Source organism: Serratia sp. H402Y, from assembly GCF_051172415.1.
Taxonomy (GTDB): domain Bacteria; phylum Pseudomonadota; class Gammaproteobacteria; order Enterobacterales; family Enterobacteriaceae; genus Serratia; species Serratia ureilytica.
Map to the genome: position 1 here is coordinate 1315391 of NZ_JBPIYZ010000001.1, position 14169 is coordinate 1329559.

Consider the following 14169-nt stretch of genomic DNA (forward strand, 5'->3'; position numbering starts at 1 on the left):
GTCATTCTGTCACCTTGTGCCAGCGGGAAATGTCGGCGGACAGGCTGCTCACCACCTGATTCCAGTCCGGCGCCCAGATATCCACGCCCTGCAGCGCAGCCTGCGACTGCCTGAAGTTATCGTCGGTCGGGGTCACGTCTTTACGCACCGGCATGCCGTAGGAAATGGCGCTGACGCTGCTCTGCGCCTCTTTGCTCAGCAGGAAATCGATCAGCTTTTTGCCGTTGGCGCTTTGCGGCGCGCCTTGCACCAGGCCGATGTAGTAAGGCAGCACCAGCGTGCTGCGCTTGCCGTCCGGCCCGGCCGGCCAGAACACCTTCACGTTCGGGTTGCTGCGCATCTGCGCCAGGTTCATCTGCAGATCGCCGTTGGCCACCAGCAGCTCCCCTTTATTGACCAGCGCGGTCAGCTTGCCGGTGGAGGCGGAAGGGCCGACGTTGTTGCTTTGCAGCTTGCCGAGGTAGTCGAAACCGGCGTCTTTGCCGCCGAAGCTGTGGAACGCCTGCAGCATCACCGCAGTGCCGTCGCCCGCCTGGCCCGGCGTGGAGTACTGCAGCTTATTGCGGAACTGCGCGTCCAGCAGCTGTTGGTAGCTGGCGGGCGCCTGCGGCAGCAGTTTGGCGTTATAGATGAAGCTCAGGTAGTTGTTCACCAGCGGCACGAACTGTGGCTGCGCATCGGCGATTTGCGCGGCAGCCTGCGGGGTAAAGTCCTGCAGCAGTTTTTCCGCCGCCGCGCGTTGAATGAACGGCGGCAGCGTCACGAGCACGTCGGCCTGCGGGTTGCTGCGCTCTTTCGACAGGCGTTCCACGATGGCGCCGGAGCCGCCTTCGACGTACTGCACCTTGACGCCGGTCGCCTGGGTGAAGGCGTCGAACTGCGTTTGATACCAGCTGTGATCGCCGTCGTGCAGACCATCGGCGGAGTAGACGGTCACCACCGCCTCGGCGGCCCAGAGCGGCGCGGAGCCGAGTGCGATGGCGGTCATCACGACCAGTCGAGAAAGTTTCATAGCTTCAGCCTCACTGTTACGGGTTAATGCGAAACTGGTATACACCAGATATGCGGCCACGCTAATCGGCGAATATGACAAACAAATGAAATCAGCAAAATATCATTGCCGGGAACGGGGAGGACGACGCGGGAGAGAAAGGCGGGCCTGCGTGCGCAGGCCCCGTTGGGCAGGGGGTTAAAGCGTATCGACTTCGATGCGCAGGCTGTCGTGGCGCCAGTATTCGATATCGAAATCGAGAATGCGGCCGTGCTGATCGTAATTCAAGCGGCGCAGCAGCAACGCGGGCAGGCCGACCATGGCACCCAGCGCGTTGGCGGCGCGATAAGGCAGGGCGGTCGGGTAGAACGACAGGTGCATGTTGCTGTAAATCAAATCGTAATGCTGCTGATAAACCTCGGTCAGGCTGCCGTTGAGATCGTGGCTGAGCAGTGCCGGCACCCGTTGCGGCAGGCAGTGGTTCTCGCAATAGCAGATGGCGCGGCCGTCGGCATAGCGCACCCGGCGCAGCAGATACACCTGATCGAACGGTTCGAGCGCCAGCGGCTGCATCACGTCGAGCGGCACCGTGGTTTTTTCGCCGGACAGCAGCGCGGTGCGCGGCGTGCGCCCTTGCTCCTGACAGAGACGGTGGAAGTTGGTGTTTTGCGTCGGATCCAGCCACAGCCGCTCCGGCGTGACGAACCAGCCGCGACGATCGGCGCGGTAGATGGCGCCGGTGGCTTCCAACTGCGCCAGGCTCTCGCGGATGGTGACGCGGGTGGTGGAGAAGATGGCGCACAGCTCGCGCTCCGAAGGCAGCTTGTCGCCGGCCTGCAACGCGCCGCGGGTGATGCGCGCCTGAAGCTGATCCTTGATCTGCAGATAGTGGGGCATATCGCCCGGATGTTCTTTCATTTCATCTCGCTATGGCATCGGCCTGGCATTCCGGCCCGCTTATTATACATAGCCAGATGAATTTTTTGTTTCACCGCGCTTTGCCGTTTGACCTGGGAAGGAATTTGCCGCCACAATCAGCGCAATCTGGTATAGACCAATAGGTGAATAACATGTCCGACCGTAACTACCTGCTGTTGACCCCCGGCCCGTTGACCACGTCGAAAACGGTGAAAGAGGCGATGCTGTATGACAGCTGCACCTGGGATGAAGATTACAACCTCGGGGTGGTGCAGCGCATTCGCCAACGGTTAGTGGCGCTGGCGACGCCGTCCGCCGGCTATACCTCGGTGCTGTTGCAGGGCAGCGGCAGCTTTGCGGTAGAGGGCGTGCTGGGCACGGCCATCGGCCCGCACGACAAGCTGCTGATCGTCAACAACGGCGCTTACGGGGCGCGGATGATCGAAATGGCGCGGCTGATGGATATCGACCACCACGCGTTCGACTGCGGCGAGGTGAACGAACCGGACGTGGCGGCGATGGAGGCGGTGCTGAAAAGCGATGCGCGCATCAGCCATATCGCCATGGTGCACTGTGAAACCACCACCGGCATGCTCAACCCGCTGCAGAAGGTCGCCGGTCTGGCGGCGCGCAACGGCAAGACCTTTATCGTCGATGCGATGAGCAGCTTCGGCGGCATCCCGCTGGATGTGGACGCGCTGGGCATCGATTTTCTGATCAGCTCCGCCAACAAATGCATTCAGGGCGTGCCGGGCTTTGCTTTCGTCATCGCCCGCCGCAGCGAACTGGAGAAATGCGCCGGCCGTTCGCGCTCGCTGTCACTGGATTTGTATGCCCAGTGGCGCTGTATGGAAGACCAGGCCGGCAAATGGCGCTTTACGTCGCCCACTCACACCGTACTGGCCTTCGCGCAGGCGCTGAAAGAGCTGGAACAAGAGGGCGGCATTGCCGCGCGTCACGACCGCTATCACGCCAATCAGCGTCGGCTGGTGGCGGGCATGCGTGAACTGGGCTTTGAGACCCTGCTGGACGATGCGCTGCATTCGCCGATCATCACGGCGTTCTATTCGCCGAAGGCCGACACTTACCGCTTCGCCGAGTTTTATCAGCGCCTGAAGCAGCAGGGCTTCGTGATTTATCCCGGCAAAGTGTCGCAGAGCGACTGCTTCCGCATCGGCAACATCGGCGAAATTTATCCGCAGGATATCGAACGATTGCTGGCGGCCGTCGGGCAGGCGATGTACTGGAATCAATAAGGATTGACCATGAAACAGATCAACGCAGTGATCCTCGACTGGGCCGGCACCACGGTGGACTTCGGCTCCTTTGCGCCGACGCAGATTTTCGTCGAGGCGTTCAAACGCACTTTCGATATCGACATCAGCCTGGCGGAAGCGCGCATTCCGATGGGGCTCGGCAAATGGCAACACATCGAGGCGCTGGGCAAGTTGCCGGCGGTTGACGCGCGCTGGCGGCAGAAGCTGGGCCGCTCGATGAGCCACCAGGATATCGACGCGCTGTATCAGGCGTTTATGCCGCTGCAAATCGCCAAAGTGGTCGACTTCGCCGATCCTATCGAGGGCGTGCCGCAGGTGATTGCCGCTCTGCGTGAACAGGGCATCAAAATCGGCTCCTGCTCCGGTTATCCGCGCGCGGTGATGGCGGTGCTGGCGCCTGCCGCAGCGCAGCGCGGCTACGCGCCGGATTACTGGGTCGCCACCGACGATCTCGCGGCCGGCGGGCGACCGGGGCCGTGGATGGCGTTGCAAAACGTGATTGCGCTGGGCATCGATGCGGTGGCGCATTGCGTGAAGGTGGATGACGCGGTGCCTGGCATTGCCGAAGGGCTGAACGCCGGGATGTGGAGCGTCGGGCTGGCGCTGTCCGGCAACGAGTTTGGCGCGACCTGGCAGGAGTATCGCCAAATGCCGCAAGGGGAGATCGAGCGCCGCCGCACGGCCGCCGCCGATAAGCTGTACGCGGCGGGCGCGCACTATGTGATAGACACGCTGGCGCAATTGCCGGGTGTGATCGCCGATATCAACCGGCGGCTGGCGAACGGCGAGCGGCCGTAACGACCGAACGCAGGGCATAAAAAAACCGGGGATCATCCCCGGTTTTTTCGTTCGCGGAAGGCGTTAACGGTGAGCCAATTCGACTTCGTCTTCGCTGTCCATCACGGCTTTGTCGGTTTGTTTCATCAGTTGGCTGGTGATGGTGCCCGCCGCCATGGAACCGTTGACGTTCAGCGCGGTACGGCCCATGTCGATCAGCGGTTCAACCGAGATCAGCAGCGCGACCAGCGTCACCGGCAGGCCCATCGCCGGCAGCACGATCAGCGCGGCGAAGGTGGCGCCGCCGCCCACGCCCGCCACACCGGCGGAGCTGAGGGTGACGATACCGACCAGGGTGGCGATCCACACCGGATCCAGCGGGTTGATGCCGACGGTCGGCGCAACCATCACCGCCAGCATCGCCGGGTAGAGGCCCGCACAGCCGTTCTGGCCGATGGTGGCACCGAACGACGCCGAGAAGCTGGCGATGGATTCCGGCACGCCCAGGCGGCGAGTCTGCGCTTCCACGTTCAATGGAATGCTGGCGGCGCTGGAGCGGCTGGTGAAGGCGAAGGTGATTACCGGCCACACCTTGCGGAAGAACTTCAGCGGGTTCACGCCGGTGAAGGCCAGCAGGATGGCATGTACCACGAACATGATGGCCAGGCCGATGTAGGAGGCCACCACGAAGCTGCCGAGCTTGACGATGTCGTGAATGTTGGAACCGGCGACCACTTTGGTCATCAGCGCCAGCACGCCGTACGGCGTCAGCTTCATGACCAGACGCACCAGCTTCATCACCCAGGCCTGCAGGGTATCGATAGCCACCAGCACGCGCTCGCCTTTCGGCTTGTCGTCTTTCAGCAGCTGCAGCGCCGCCACGCCGAGGAAGGTGGCGAAAATCACCACGCTGATGATCGAGGTCGGGCTGGCGCCGGTCAGATCGGCGAACGGGTTTTTCGGGATGAACGACAGCACCATCTGCGGCACGGTCAGATCGGCCAGTTTGCCTACGTAGTTGGTCTGGATCGCCGTCAGGCGCGCGCTTTCCTGCGCCCCCTGCACCAGGCCTTCGGCGGTCAGGCCGAACAGGTTGGTGACCAGCACGCCCACCAGCGCCGAGATCAGCGTGGTGAACAGCAATGTGCCGATAGTCAGAACGCTGATTTTGCCCAGCGAAGAGGCGTTATGCAATTTGGCGACCGCGCTCAGGATAGAGGCGAAGACCAGCGGCATGACGATCATTTGCAGCAGTTGCACATAGCCGTTGCCGACGATGTTGAACCAACTGATGGATTCTTTCAGTACCGGGTTGTCGGCGCCGTACACCAGCTGCAGCCCCAGACCGAACACCACGCCGACCACCAGGCCGACCAGCACTTTTTTCGCCAGGCTCCATTGCTTGTGGCGGGTTTGCGCCAGCAGCAAAAGGAGCGCGACAAACACCAGCACGTTAATCACGAGCGGAAGATTCATCCCCAATATCTCCAATAATCTTTCTTATATAAAAACGACTACGCACCATTAGGTGTGTCGCGATGTAAATATCGTAACAGTTTGCCGAGGGGCCTACTTATATCCAAATGGAATTTAATATAGCTTTTTGTGTGATTTTGTTCGTTTTATATACGCATGGGTGATGGATTGAGCGATTTTTTGTGATCAGAGTCTAATATTTCTGATTTGCTCTACGTAGGATTGCACCGGGAGGGTGAAATCACCTTGCCAGCAGATGGCAAACGCCACCAGGCAGAGGCACAGCACGCGCTCCAACTGATTGCCTTTTTGTGAGTTGAGCAGCGGCAGGCGAAAACGCCAGCGGCACGGCCACAGCAGCGGCACACCGGCGGGCGTGAGCATGTCGGCCAGCAGATGGCTGAAGTAACCGATGATCATGGCGTGCAGCGCGTCGGCCGGGATCGGCCAACTGCGCGGCACATCAAGCTGAAACAGCGCCATGCCGCCGGCGATCGCCAGCAGGCTGTGGGTGAAACCGCGGTGGCCGAAGGCGCGGGCGATGGGAATGGCGATCCAGCGCAGACGCTGGCCCAGCACCGACTTGGGGTGATCGATGTCCGGCAGCAGTGAGGTCAGCAGCGCGGCGGGTATGATGTGCCACCAGTCGCCGGTAGCCAGCTCTGGCGTCACTTCCGCCTTCTTGGCGAAGATCGCGCAAGCGACAGAGAATATAAGGTGTCCTTCCGCGGTCATGCTGTTGCGATTCCGACTGGTAAACTGTTAATTTATCCAGTATATGGGAAAATTCCCAGTAGTGGAAGCAGTTACCCTGTAACCAATTGTTTATTTTTCCCTGTTTTACAACGGCTTGTTACGGCAATGGGTAACAAAGCATCGATTTTGACGGGCGAGAACAAAAAGCGGGCGATGGGGGGCGTATGGCGGTGAGAAAAAAGACGGTTGCTCAGCGTGTGGCGGGAGGAAGCGGCGGCCTTGAACCGCGCTGCGTGGCAGTGACAACGCGCCGCGGGCCGTCGCTTTCCCTGCCATGCAGCATAATGAGAACGTCATGCCAATTCAATAAAATGAAACGGTGTTTCGTTTATTTTGCGGTGCGGATCCCTTTTATGACGCAGAGCGGCAAACCCAGGGCGCCGATGGCCGGCGCCGCAGGTCAGGCAAAGTGGGCGGGGGTGAGCTGTTCCAGGGTGTCCAGCTTGTGGTCCGCCAGCGCCCAGCGCGGATCGTGACGGTATTCGGCTGCCGGGATCACGATGGAGCGCATGCGTGCGGCCTTGGTGGCGATCATGCCGTTAAACGAGTCTTCCAGCGTGATGCAGCGCAGCGGATCGCTGCCCAGGCGTTCGGCGGCGATCAGGTAGACCTCCGGGTGCGGCTTGCTGTACGGCAGGTCTTCGGCGGAAACCAGCTGATCGAAGTAATCCTCAAGCTCGAACATCTTCAGCACCTGCCGTTGCATGTGCAGCGGCGAGGCGGAGGCGAGACCGATGTTCAGCCCCTGGCTGCGGCACAGCTCCAGCGCCTGCTGAACGCCCGGCAGCAGCGGGCGCGTCTCGTGCACCAGCTCGATGGCGCGCTCGATAATCCGCGCCGACACCTCATCAAGCGAAACCCCTTGCCACGGCATCGCCTGATACCACATCTTCACCACCAGATCGATGCGCAGCCCCAGCGTGTCCGGCAGCTTGTGACGGTCGGACAGATCCAAACCCAGCGCGCCGAAGATATCCAACTCAGCCTGCAGCCACAGCGGTTCCGAGTCGATCAACAAGCCGTCCATATCAAAAATTGCGGTTTCAATGCGTTGCGAATAAGCCATTAACGGTTAACTCCTGCCGGCGCGGGTGAATGTGCCCGACACTTTATCATCGCCGGTGACGAGACTAAAACCTTTGCCTGCGCGTTTGGCTTTTGCCAAAACGCAGGATATTCCACACCTCGCGCAATTTTAGCCACCAGCGCTGGTGTTGACGCTCGGTGACCTGTTGCAACATGCGTGCGTAGTCCAGCACCAAACCCGGCGTCCAGGTCATGCTTTCGCCGCGGCTGCGCAGTACCGCCAGCATCCACAGGTTGGGATCGAGCACCAGCAACAGAAAGCGGCGCCACAGATGTTTATCGCCCAGCACGCCTTCCAACGCGCTGTCGAGCGCGCCGATGACCGTGGTGGAGCAGTTGCGCCGGGTCAGATTGTAGGTGGCGTCCTGCCGATAACGCAGCCAGAATGCGCGCAGCGCCGCCGGGTTATAGCGGTAGAATTGAATTTTCTTGTCCGGGGGGCACCAGGCGGCGATCTCGCCCGCCAGGTCGGGCAGGAAACGCCCGTCGACGTTGTTCTGTTCGCCGGCATGCAACAACTGGCGGAAATCCTGAACGGAATGGCTGATGTCGTTGAGCGGATAGTGACTGATATACACATCCGGCGCGAGCGCCAGGGCGGCGTGACCGGTGGAGATATTGCCGCCGCCGTCGACCGCCGCGATGTATCGGTCGACGATATAACGCCGGCGCGGATCTTTAGCCGCACCAATCGGTGTCCAGACATACACCGTGAGCGGCGCAGTCTCATCCTCCGGGTGCGGTGGCTGCCGCGCGGGGTGCTGATTCAGAGAGAAGGTTGTCAGTCTCCGGGCGATACGCAATAAGGCCCAGCCGGAAAGCACCATCATCACGCCGAGGCAAAAGGGCACCGTCATCCGATGCGGCGCCGGCCAGCCGACAAAAATCATCAACGAAAGCAGGATCTCGCCGCTGCCCGCCAGCGCCACGCCTTTCCATCGACTGTGTTGAATCACCGTGGAGGAGGCGATGCGCACGGCGCCGTCAAGCAGCAGCGCGCTGCCAAACACCACGGTGGCGACGATGTTATCGTCTGCGGGCACGTCCAGCATTAAAAAGGCCATAAAGACAAAACCCAATCCTTTCAGCAGCACCGGCCTGCTGGCCGAAGAGCCGATCACCAGCGCGGCGGATACCGCCACCAACCCCTCCAGCGCCAGGATGACCGCCAGCGCATCCAGCGCCAGCACCGACCGGCCATCCTGCAGGATGTCGAACAGCATCAGCGCCCCTGCGGCTATCCACAGCCAACCGAACAGCACCAGCAGACGGCGCTGACCGTGCAGCGCCTGCGCGCCCAGCAATAAGATAATCAGTCGAATCATGGCGGCCTCTGCCCGAATGGATAACGTTATCTCTTCAATGATAGTGTGCCGGCGCGGTTAAGTTTTTGATTTCGACTAATTCGGCTAAGCTTGTAGCACAGCGGGAGTGAAGAAAACGGTGGGCGAGTTTCGCCAACAGCAGGTAGACTTAGCCGATTCGGTTACGTCGCTAACAAGGGGAACACATGACGTATCAACAGGCCGGGCGTCTCGCCATTTTGAAACGCATTCTCGGATGGGTGGTTTTTATCCCGGCGTTGCTGTCGACGCTGATTTCCGTGCTGGGTTTTATCTATCAGCACAGTGAAAAAACCAAGGGCATCAACGCGGTGATGCTGGATTTCGTCCACGTGATGGTGGACATGGTGCGTTTCAACACGCCGTTCCTGAACCTTTTCTGGTATAACTCACCGGTGCCCGACGTGGATAAAAGCCTGTTCAGCGGCGCCAATCTGATGTTCATCATCATCTATATTCTGATCTTCGTCGGGCTGGCTCTGCAGGCTTCCGGCGCGCGCATGTCGCGTCAGGTCAAGTTCATCCGCGAAGGGTTGGAAGACCAGATGATCCTGGAGCAGGCCAAGGGCAGCGAAGGGCACACGCGCCAACAGCTTGAGGAGCGCATTACGCTGCCGCACCACACCATCTTCCTGCAGTACTTCCCGCTGTACATCCTGCCGATCGTGATTGCGGTGATCGCCTGGTTCGTGATCCGCCTGTTGGGGCAGTTGGCCGGCGCGGCCTGAACCATGAACGGGGCGCCGCTCGGCGCCCCGGAACGTTATGACGCTTCCGGCTGCAACAGCGCCTCCACCGCGCGTTGGGCAGCCACCAAATGCTGGCCGCCGAACAGATTGCTGCGGTTGAGCAGGTAGTACAGCTGATACAGCGGCTGGCGTTCGATAAATCCGGCCCCCAGCGGCCACACGCTCTGATAGCCGTCGTAGATCTGCGGCGGCAGCTCCGGATACAGCGGCAGCATCGCCAAATCGCACTCTCTGTCACCCCAGTAGCTGGCCGGATCGAACAGTATCGGCCCGTTGGCGGTCATCGCGCAGTTGCCCGGCCACAGGTTGCCGTGCAGCAGGGAAGGCTGCGGCTGGTGGTGCTGCAAGCGCAGATACACCCGATCGACGATGTCGTCGATGTCGCCGAAGGTCATGCCTTTTTCCGCCGCCAGCTGCAGCTGCCAGCCGATGCGCTGCTCGGCGAAGAATTCCGACCAGCGGCGTTGCCAGGCGTTGGGTTGCGGGGTGGTGGTCAGATCGCTGTCGAAGTCGAGACCGAACTGCGGTTGCTCGCTCCACTGGTGCAGATGCGCCAGTTGTTGCCCCAGGCAGTAGGCGCCATGGGCGTCGAGGGGTTTCAACTGCTGATACTCCAGCAGCAGGAAGCTGTAGTCGCGATCGCTGCCGACGCCGTACACTTCCGGCACCCGCACGCTTTTGCTGCGCGCCAGCAGCGCCAGCTGATCGGCCTCGGCGGTGAATATCGGCAGTTGTTCACGGGCGTCGCATTTCACGAACACCTCGTTGTCACCGTAACTCACGCGCCACGCCGGGTGAATGTCGCCCCCGGGCAGTTCAATCCTTTCGCGTATCTCTGCGCTGCCAAGATGTTCACTTAACAGACGGCTAACGGCTTGCCACATGGTATTTCCCCCTCTGTGCTGCCTGATAATTCATTAGGTTAGCGTCTTTCCCGTGGTGAAAACACGACGCGGCGCACAGCCGGCGTCAAAGGCGGCGATTTTTTCAGCATCCCGCCAGCTCACAGTATATACCCTATTGATTAATTTAAGCGCAATACCGGTTGCAACTTGATGACAACGGATAAGGGGGCAGAGGAAACAGGATGCGGCGGAGAGCGCCGCCGCATCAGAGGAGGGCGTTTAACTGTCGCCCAGGGCGGTTTGGTTACGCTGTAACGGACGCAGTTTACCGTACAGTAAGGCGATAACGAACAGCACGGCCTGCACAATGACGATGCAGGGCCCGGTTGCGCCGTCGATGTGGAAACTGATCAGCGTGCCGAGCACGCAAGAGAACACCGACACCACCGTCGCCACCATCAGCATGCGATCGAAGCGGCGGCACAGCATAAAGGCGATGATGCCGGGGGCGATCAGCATGGCGATCACCAGGATCACCCCCACGGCCTGCAGCGAGGCGACGATGGTCATCGCCAGCAGACACAGCAGCCCATAGTGCAGCAGCTTGACCGGTAGGCCAATCACCCGCGCATGGTGCGGATCGAAACAGTAGAGCATGAAGTCTTTGCGTTTAAGCAACACCACCGCCAGGGTGAAGCCGGCGATCAGCAGGGTTTGCTTCAGCTCGCCGTCGGTGATGCCCAGCATGTTGCCGAACAGAATGTGGCTCAGGTGCTGGTCGGTGTCGATGCGCGAGAACAGCACCAGGCCGAAGGCGAACATGCCGGAGAAAACGATGCCCATCACCGTGTCTTCTTTCACCCGGCTGTTCTCTTTCAGGTAGCCGGTGGCCACCGCGCAGAAAATGCCGGAGAGGAAGGCGCCGATCGCCAGCGGAATGCCGATGACGAACGCCACTACGATGCCGGGCAAGACGGCGTGCGAGATGGCGTCGCCCATCAGCGACCAGCCCTTGAGCACCAGATAGCAGGAGAGTACGGCGCATACCACGCCGGTGACGATGGCGGCGACGATCGCCCGCTGCATGAACGGGTAGGCGAAGGGTTCGCTGAGCAGTTGGTAGAGTGTGTCCATCAGCGGCCTCCGGTTGGTGACTGTGCTACGCGACGTTTTGCCGCCAGCAGGCCGTGTTTCGGCGCGAAGCAGAACGCCGCCAGGAACACCAGCGTTTGCAGGGTGACGATCACCCCGCCGGTGGCGCCGTCGAGGAAGAAACTCAGGTAGGCGCCGATGCCGCTGGTCAATGCGCCGATGATGATAGCGATGATCACCAGCCGGCTGAAGCGGTCGGTCAGCAGATAGGCGGTGGCGCCCGGCGTGATCACCATGGCGATCACCAAAATGGCGCCGACGGTTTGCAGTGCGGCGACGGTGCAGGCGCTGAGCAGGGTGAAGAACAGGATCTTCAGCTTCAGCGGCGACAGGCCGATCGACACGGCGTGGCTTTCGTCAAAGAACACCGCCAGCAGATCTTTCCACACCAGGCATAGGATCAGCAGCGAAACGCCGATGATGATCTCCACCTGCAGCACGTCTTCGTCGGCGATGCCGAGGATATTGCCGAAGATGATCGACTGTACGTTGACCGAGGTGGGGTTGAGCGACACGATCAGCAGGCCGACGGCAAAGAAGGTGGAGAAGATAAAGCCGATGATGGCGTCTTCGCGCAGCCGGGTGATGTGGCGCACCAGCGTCATCGCCAGCGCCGCCAGCATGCCGGTGAAGAAGGCGCCGGCGGCGTAGGGCAGGCCGAGGGCATAGGCGCCGGCCACGCCGGGCACCACCGAGTGCGACAGCGCATCGCCCATCAGCGACCACCCTTTCAGCATCAGGTAGGCGGACAGAAACGCGCAGGCGGCGCCGACGATGGCGCTGACCCAGATGGCCTTCACCATGTAGTTATAACTGAAAGGTTGCAGCAGAAGGTCCAGCATCAGGATTGTTTCTCCCTGGCCTGACTGTTGGCAGGCGGATCGCTCTTGGTGTGGCCATAGAACACCGCCGGGCGTTCATCGTCGGTCAACACCGTGACGGTGCGCGGATCGTTGTCGTCGTGCAGATCCGGGCCGGAGAGGTTGATATGGCGCAGCACGCCGCCGAACGCCAGCTCCAGATTGCTCTGGGTGAAGGTGGTTTCGGTCGGGCCGGCGGCCAACACCGTGCGGTTGATGAGGATCACCCGATCGCAGAACTCCGGCACGCTGCCGAGGTTATGGGTGGAAACCAGGATCAGATGCCCCTCGTCGCGCAGCGAGCGCAACAGATCGATAATGGCATTCTCGGTTTTCACATCCACGCCGGTGAAAGGTTCATCCAGCAGCAGCACCGTGCCCTGCTGCGCCAGGGCGCGCGCCAGAAACACGCGCTTTTTCTGACCGCCGGAGAGTTCGCCGATCTGCCGGCCGCGCAGCTCGCTGAGGCCGACGCGCTCCAGCGCCTTGTCGACCCGCAAGCGATCCTCGCGCGACGGAATGCGCAGGAAATTCATCTTGCCGTAGCGGCCCATCATCACCACGTCTTCCACCAGCACCGGGAAGTTCCAGTCAACGTCTTCGGTTTGCGGCACGTAGGCGATCAGGTTCTTTTTCAGCGCGTCCGCCACCGGTTTGTCGCTCAGCGACACCCGGCCGCTGGTGGGCTTGACCAGCCCCATGATGCTTTTGAACAGCGTCGATTTACCGCTGCCGTTAACGCCCACCAGCGCGCAGATAGAACCGCCGCTCAGGGTAAAACTGGCGTTATGAATGGCGGTGTGCCCGTTGTTGTAGGTCACGGTGACGTCGTCCACGTTCAATTCAGGGCGGACAAACAGCTCATGGGTCATTGATCGAATCCTTTGGCGATGGTTTGCACGGTGGTGTTAAGCAGATCGATATAGGTCGGCACCGGGCCATCGCGGGTGGACAGCGAGTCCACGTACAACACGCCGCCGTATTTGGCGCCGGTCTCTTTCGCCACCTGCCTGGCCGGCTTGTCGGAAATGGTGCTCTCGCTGAACACCACCGGAATATGGTGGGCGCGCACCGCGTCGATCACCCGGCGGACCTGTTGCGGCGAGCCTTGCTCATCGGCGTTGATCGGCCACAGATAGACTTCTTTCAGCTGATAGTCCTGCGCCAGGTAGCTGAAGGCGCCTTCACTGGTCACCAGCCAACGCTGCGCGGCCGGAATGCGCGCCAGGCGTTCGCGCAGCGGGGCGTCCAGCGCGCCGATTTTCTCTGCGTAGGCCTTGGCGTTGCGGTTGTAGGTTTCCGCATTGGCCGGATCGTGCGCCACCAGCGCTTTGCGGATGTTTTCGATATATACCAGCGCGTTGCTCGGTGACATCCAGGCATGCGGGTTCGGGTTGCCGTTATAGGGCCCTTCACGGATCGGCAGCGGGGTGATGCCTTCGGTCACGACCGCCGCCGGCACCTGCTTGATGTTCTCGAAGAAGCGCTGGAACCAGCGTTCCAGGTTCATGCCGTTCCACAGGATCAGGTCGGCGTGCTGCGCTTTGACGATATCGCGCGGGGTGGGCTGGTAATCGTGGATCTCGGCGCCCGGTTTGGTGATGGATTCCACGACGGCGGCGTCACCCGCCACGTTCTGGGCGATATCCTGAATGATGGTGAAAGTGGTCACCACGCGCAGCTTTTTTTCTGCCAGCGCGGGTTGGCTGACCAGAGCGGCGCCGAGCAGCAAACAGGCGAGCGTGAAGGGGCGTAACAGTGCGGCAGCGCGGGGAGGGCGACTGCGACGAAAAGCGCAAGTTATCAATGGCATGATGACGTCTCCTGGTTCAAATGAAAATGATTATCAATATCAATTGAAGCGAAGTCAAGCGTCACTTGCCCACCGCCGGCGGGGCTATTTCTCCAACTGAAAAATAATTCCGTCCGGGGAGTTATA

14 protein-coding genes are annotated in these 14169 nt (G+C 60.9%); 3 read left to right on the forward strand and 11 right to left on the reverse strand.

Annotated features, from left to right (window positions below; all coding sequences use genetic code 11):
• Position 1: 1 nt before the first annotated feature.
• Together ACSBQS_RS06700 and phnR are read right to left on the reverse strand one after the other, a co-directional pair.
• Positions 2 to 1012 (reverse strand): 2-aminoethylphosphonate ABC transporter substrate-binding protein, encoded by a 1011-nt coding sequence (locus ACSBQS_RS06700; protein WP_033652475.1) that lies wholly within the window; start codon positions 1010 to 1012, stop codon positions 2 to 4.
• A gap of 177 nt (positions 1013 to 1189) precedes the next feature.
• On the reverse strand, positions 1190 to 1909 hold the full coding sequence (gene phnR / locus ACSBQS_RS06705; protein ID WP_047026219.1) for a phosphonate utilization transcriptional regulator PhnR: 720 nt from the start codon (positions 1907 to 1909) through the stop codon (positions 1190 to 1192).
• Positions 1910 to 2061: 152 nt separating this feature from the next.
• Between phnR and phnW the strand changes: the two genes are divergently transcribed.
• Entirely contained in the window at positions 2062 to 3165 is a 1104-nt protein-coding gene (phnW, locus tag ACSBQS_RS06710) for a 2-aminoethylphosphonate--pyruvate transaminase (protein ID WP_060660794.1), read from the forward strand.
• Positions 3166 to 3174: 9 nt separating this feature from the next.
• A complete protein-coding gene (gene phnX, locus ACSBQS_RS06715) occupies positions 3175 to 3984 on the forward strand; it encodes a phosphonoacetaldehyde hydrolase (RefSeq protein WP_047576043.1) in 810 nt (269 codons plus the stop codon).
• A 63-nt stretch (positions 3985 to 4047) separates the two neighbouring features.
• Here phnX and ACSBQS_RS06720 read toward each other — a convergent pair whose 3' ends face one another.
• From ACSBQS_RS06720 to ACSBQS_RS06735, 4 genes are all read right to left on the reverse strand, one after another.
• Positions 4048 to 5439, reverse strand: a complete 1392-nt coding sequence (locus tag ACSBQS_RS06720; protein WP_033652470.1) for an L-cystine transporter — start codon at positions 5437 to 5439, stop codon at positions 4048 to 4050.
• Positions 5440 to 5625: 186 nt separating this feature from the next.
• Positions 5626 to 6174 carry a metal-dependent hydrolase gene (locus ACSBQS_RS06725; RefSeq protein ID WP_033642861.1) on the reverse strand — a complete coding sequence of 183 codons (549 nt, stop codon included), beginning with the start codon at positions 6172 to 6174 and terminating at the stop codon, positions 5626 to 5628.
• A 421-nt stretch (positions 6175 to 6595) separates the two neighbouring features.
• Positions 6596 to 7261: a hexitol phosphatase HxpB gene (gene hxpB / locus ACSBQS_RS06730; protein WP_047026217.1), complete on the reverse strand. Its 666-nt coding sequence runs from the start codon at positions 7259 to 7261 to the stop codon at positions 6596 to 6598.
• 64 nt (positions 7262 to 7325) lie between these two features.
• On the reverse strand, positions 7326 to 8606 hold the full coding sequence (locus tag ACSBQS_RS06735) for an HdeD family acid-resistance protein (RefSeq protein ID WP_033652468.1): 1281 nt from the start codon (positions 8604 to 8606) through the stop codon (positions 7326 to 7328).
• A 185-nt stretch (positions 8607 to 8791) separates the two neighbouring features.
• Here ACSBQS_RS06735 and ACSBQS_RS06740 point away from each other — a divergent pair, with 185 nt between their 5' ends.
• Complete coding sequence (locus ACSBQS_RS06740) at positions 8792 to 9352, forward strand: YniB family protein (protein WP_025302601.1); 561 nt, start codon at positions 8792 to 8794, stop codon at positions 9350 to 9352.
• Positions 9353 to 9387: 35 nt separating this feature from the next.
• Here the strand turns inward: ACSBQS_RS06740 and ACSBQS_RS06745 are convergent, their stop codons facing one another.
• The 5 genes from ACSBQS_RS06745 to ACSBQS_RS06765 all read right to left on the reverse strand — a co-directional run bounded on the left by ACSBQS_RS06745 (position 9388) and on the right by ACSBQS_RS06765 (position 14043).
• A complete protein-coding gene (locus tag ACSBQS_RS06745) occupies positions 9388 to 10257 on the reverse strand; it encodes a fructosamine kinase family protein (protein WP_033642864.1) in 870 nt (289 codons plus the stop codon).
• Between the two features lie 240 nt (positions 10258 to 10497).
• Positions 10498 to 11352 carry a metal ABC transporter permease gene (locus ACSBQS_RS06750; protein ID WP_033642865.1) on the reverse strand — a complete coding sequence of 285 codons (855 nt, stop codon included), beginning with the start codon at positions 11350 to 11352 and terminating at the stop codon, positions 10498 to 10500.
• A complete protein-coding gene (gene yfeC / locus ACSBQS_RS06755) occupies positions 11352 to 12212 on the reverse strand; it encodes an iron/manganese ABC transporter permease subunit YfeC (protein ID WP_016927980.1) in 861 nt (286 codons plus the stop codon). The genes ACSBQS_RS06750 and yfeC overlap by 1 nt, the downstream gene beginning before the upstream one ends.
• Positions 12212 to 13102: a manganese/iron ABC transporter ATP-binding protein gene (locus tag ACSBQS_RS06760; protein ID WP_182264575.1), complete on the reverse strand. Its 891-nt coding sequence runs from the start codon at positions 13100 to 13102 to the stop codon at positions 12212 to 12214. The genes yfeC and ACSBQS_RS06760 overlap by 1 nt, the downstream gene beginning before the upstream one ends.
• Positions 13099 to 14043, reverse strand: coding sequence for a metal ABC transporter substrate-binding protein (locus tag ACSBQS_RS06765; protein WP_033642867.1), 945 nt, complete (start codon positions 14041 to 14043; stop codon positions 13099 to 13101). Before ACSBQS_RS06765 ends, ACSBQS_RS06760 begins: the two co-directional genes overlap by 4 nt.
• Positions 14044 to 14169 lie beyond the last annotated feature (126 nt).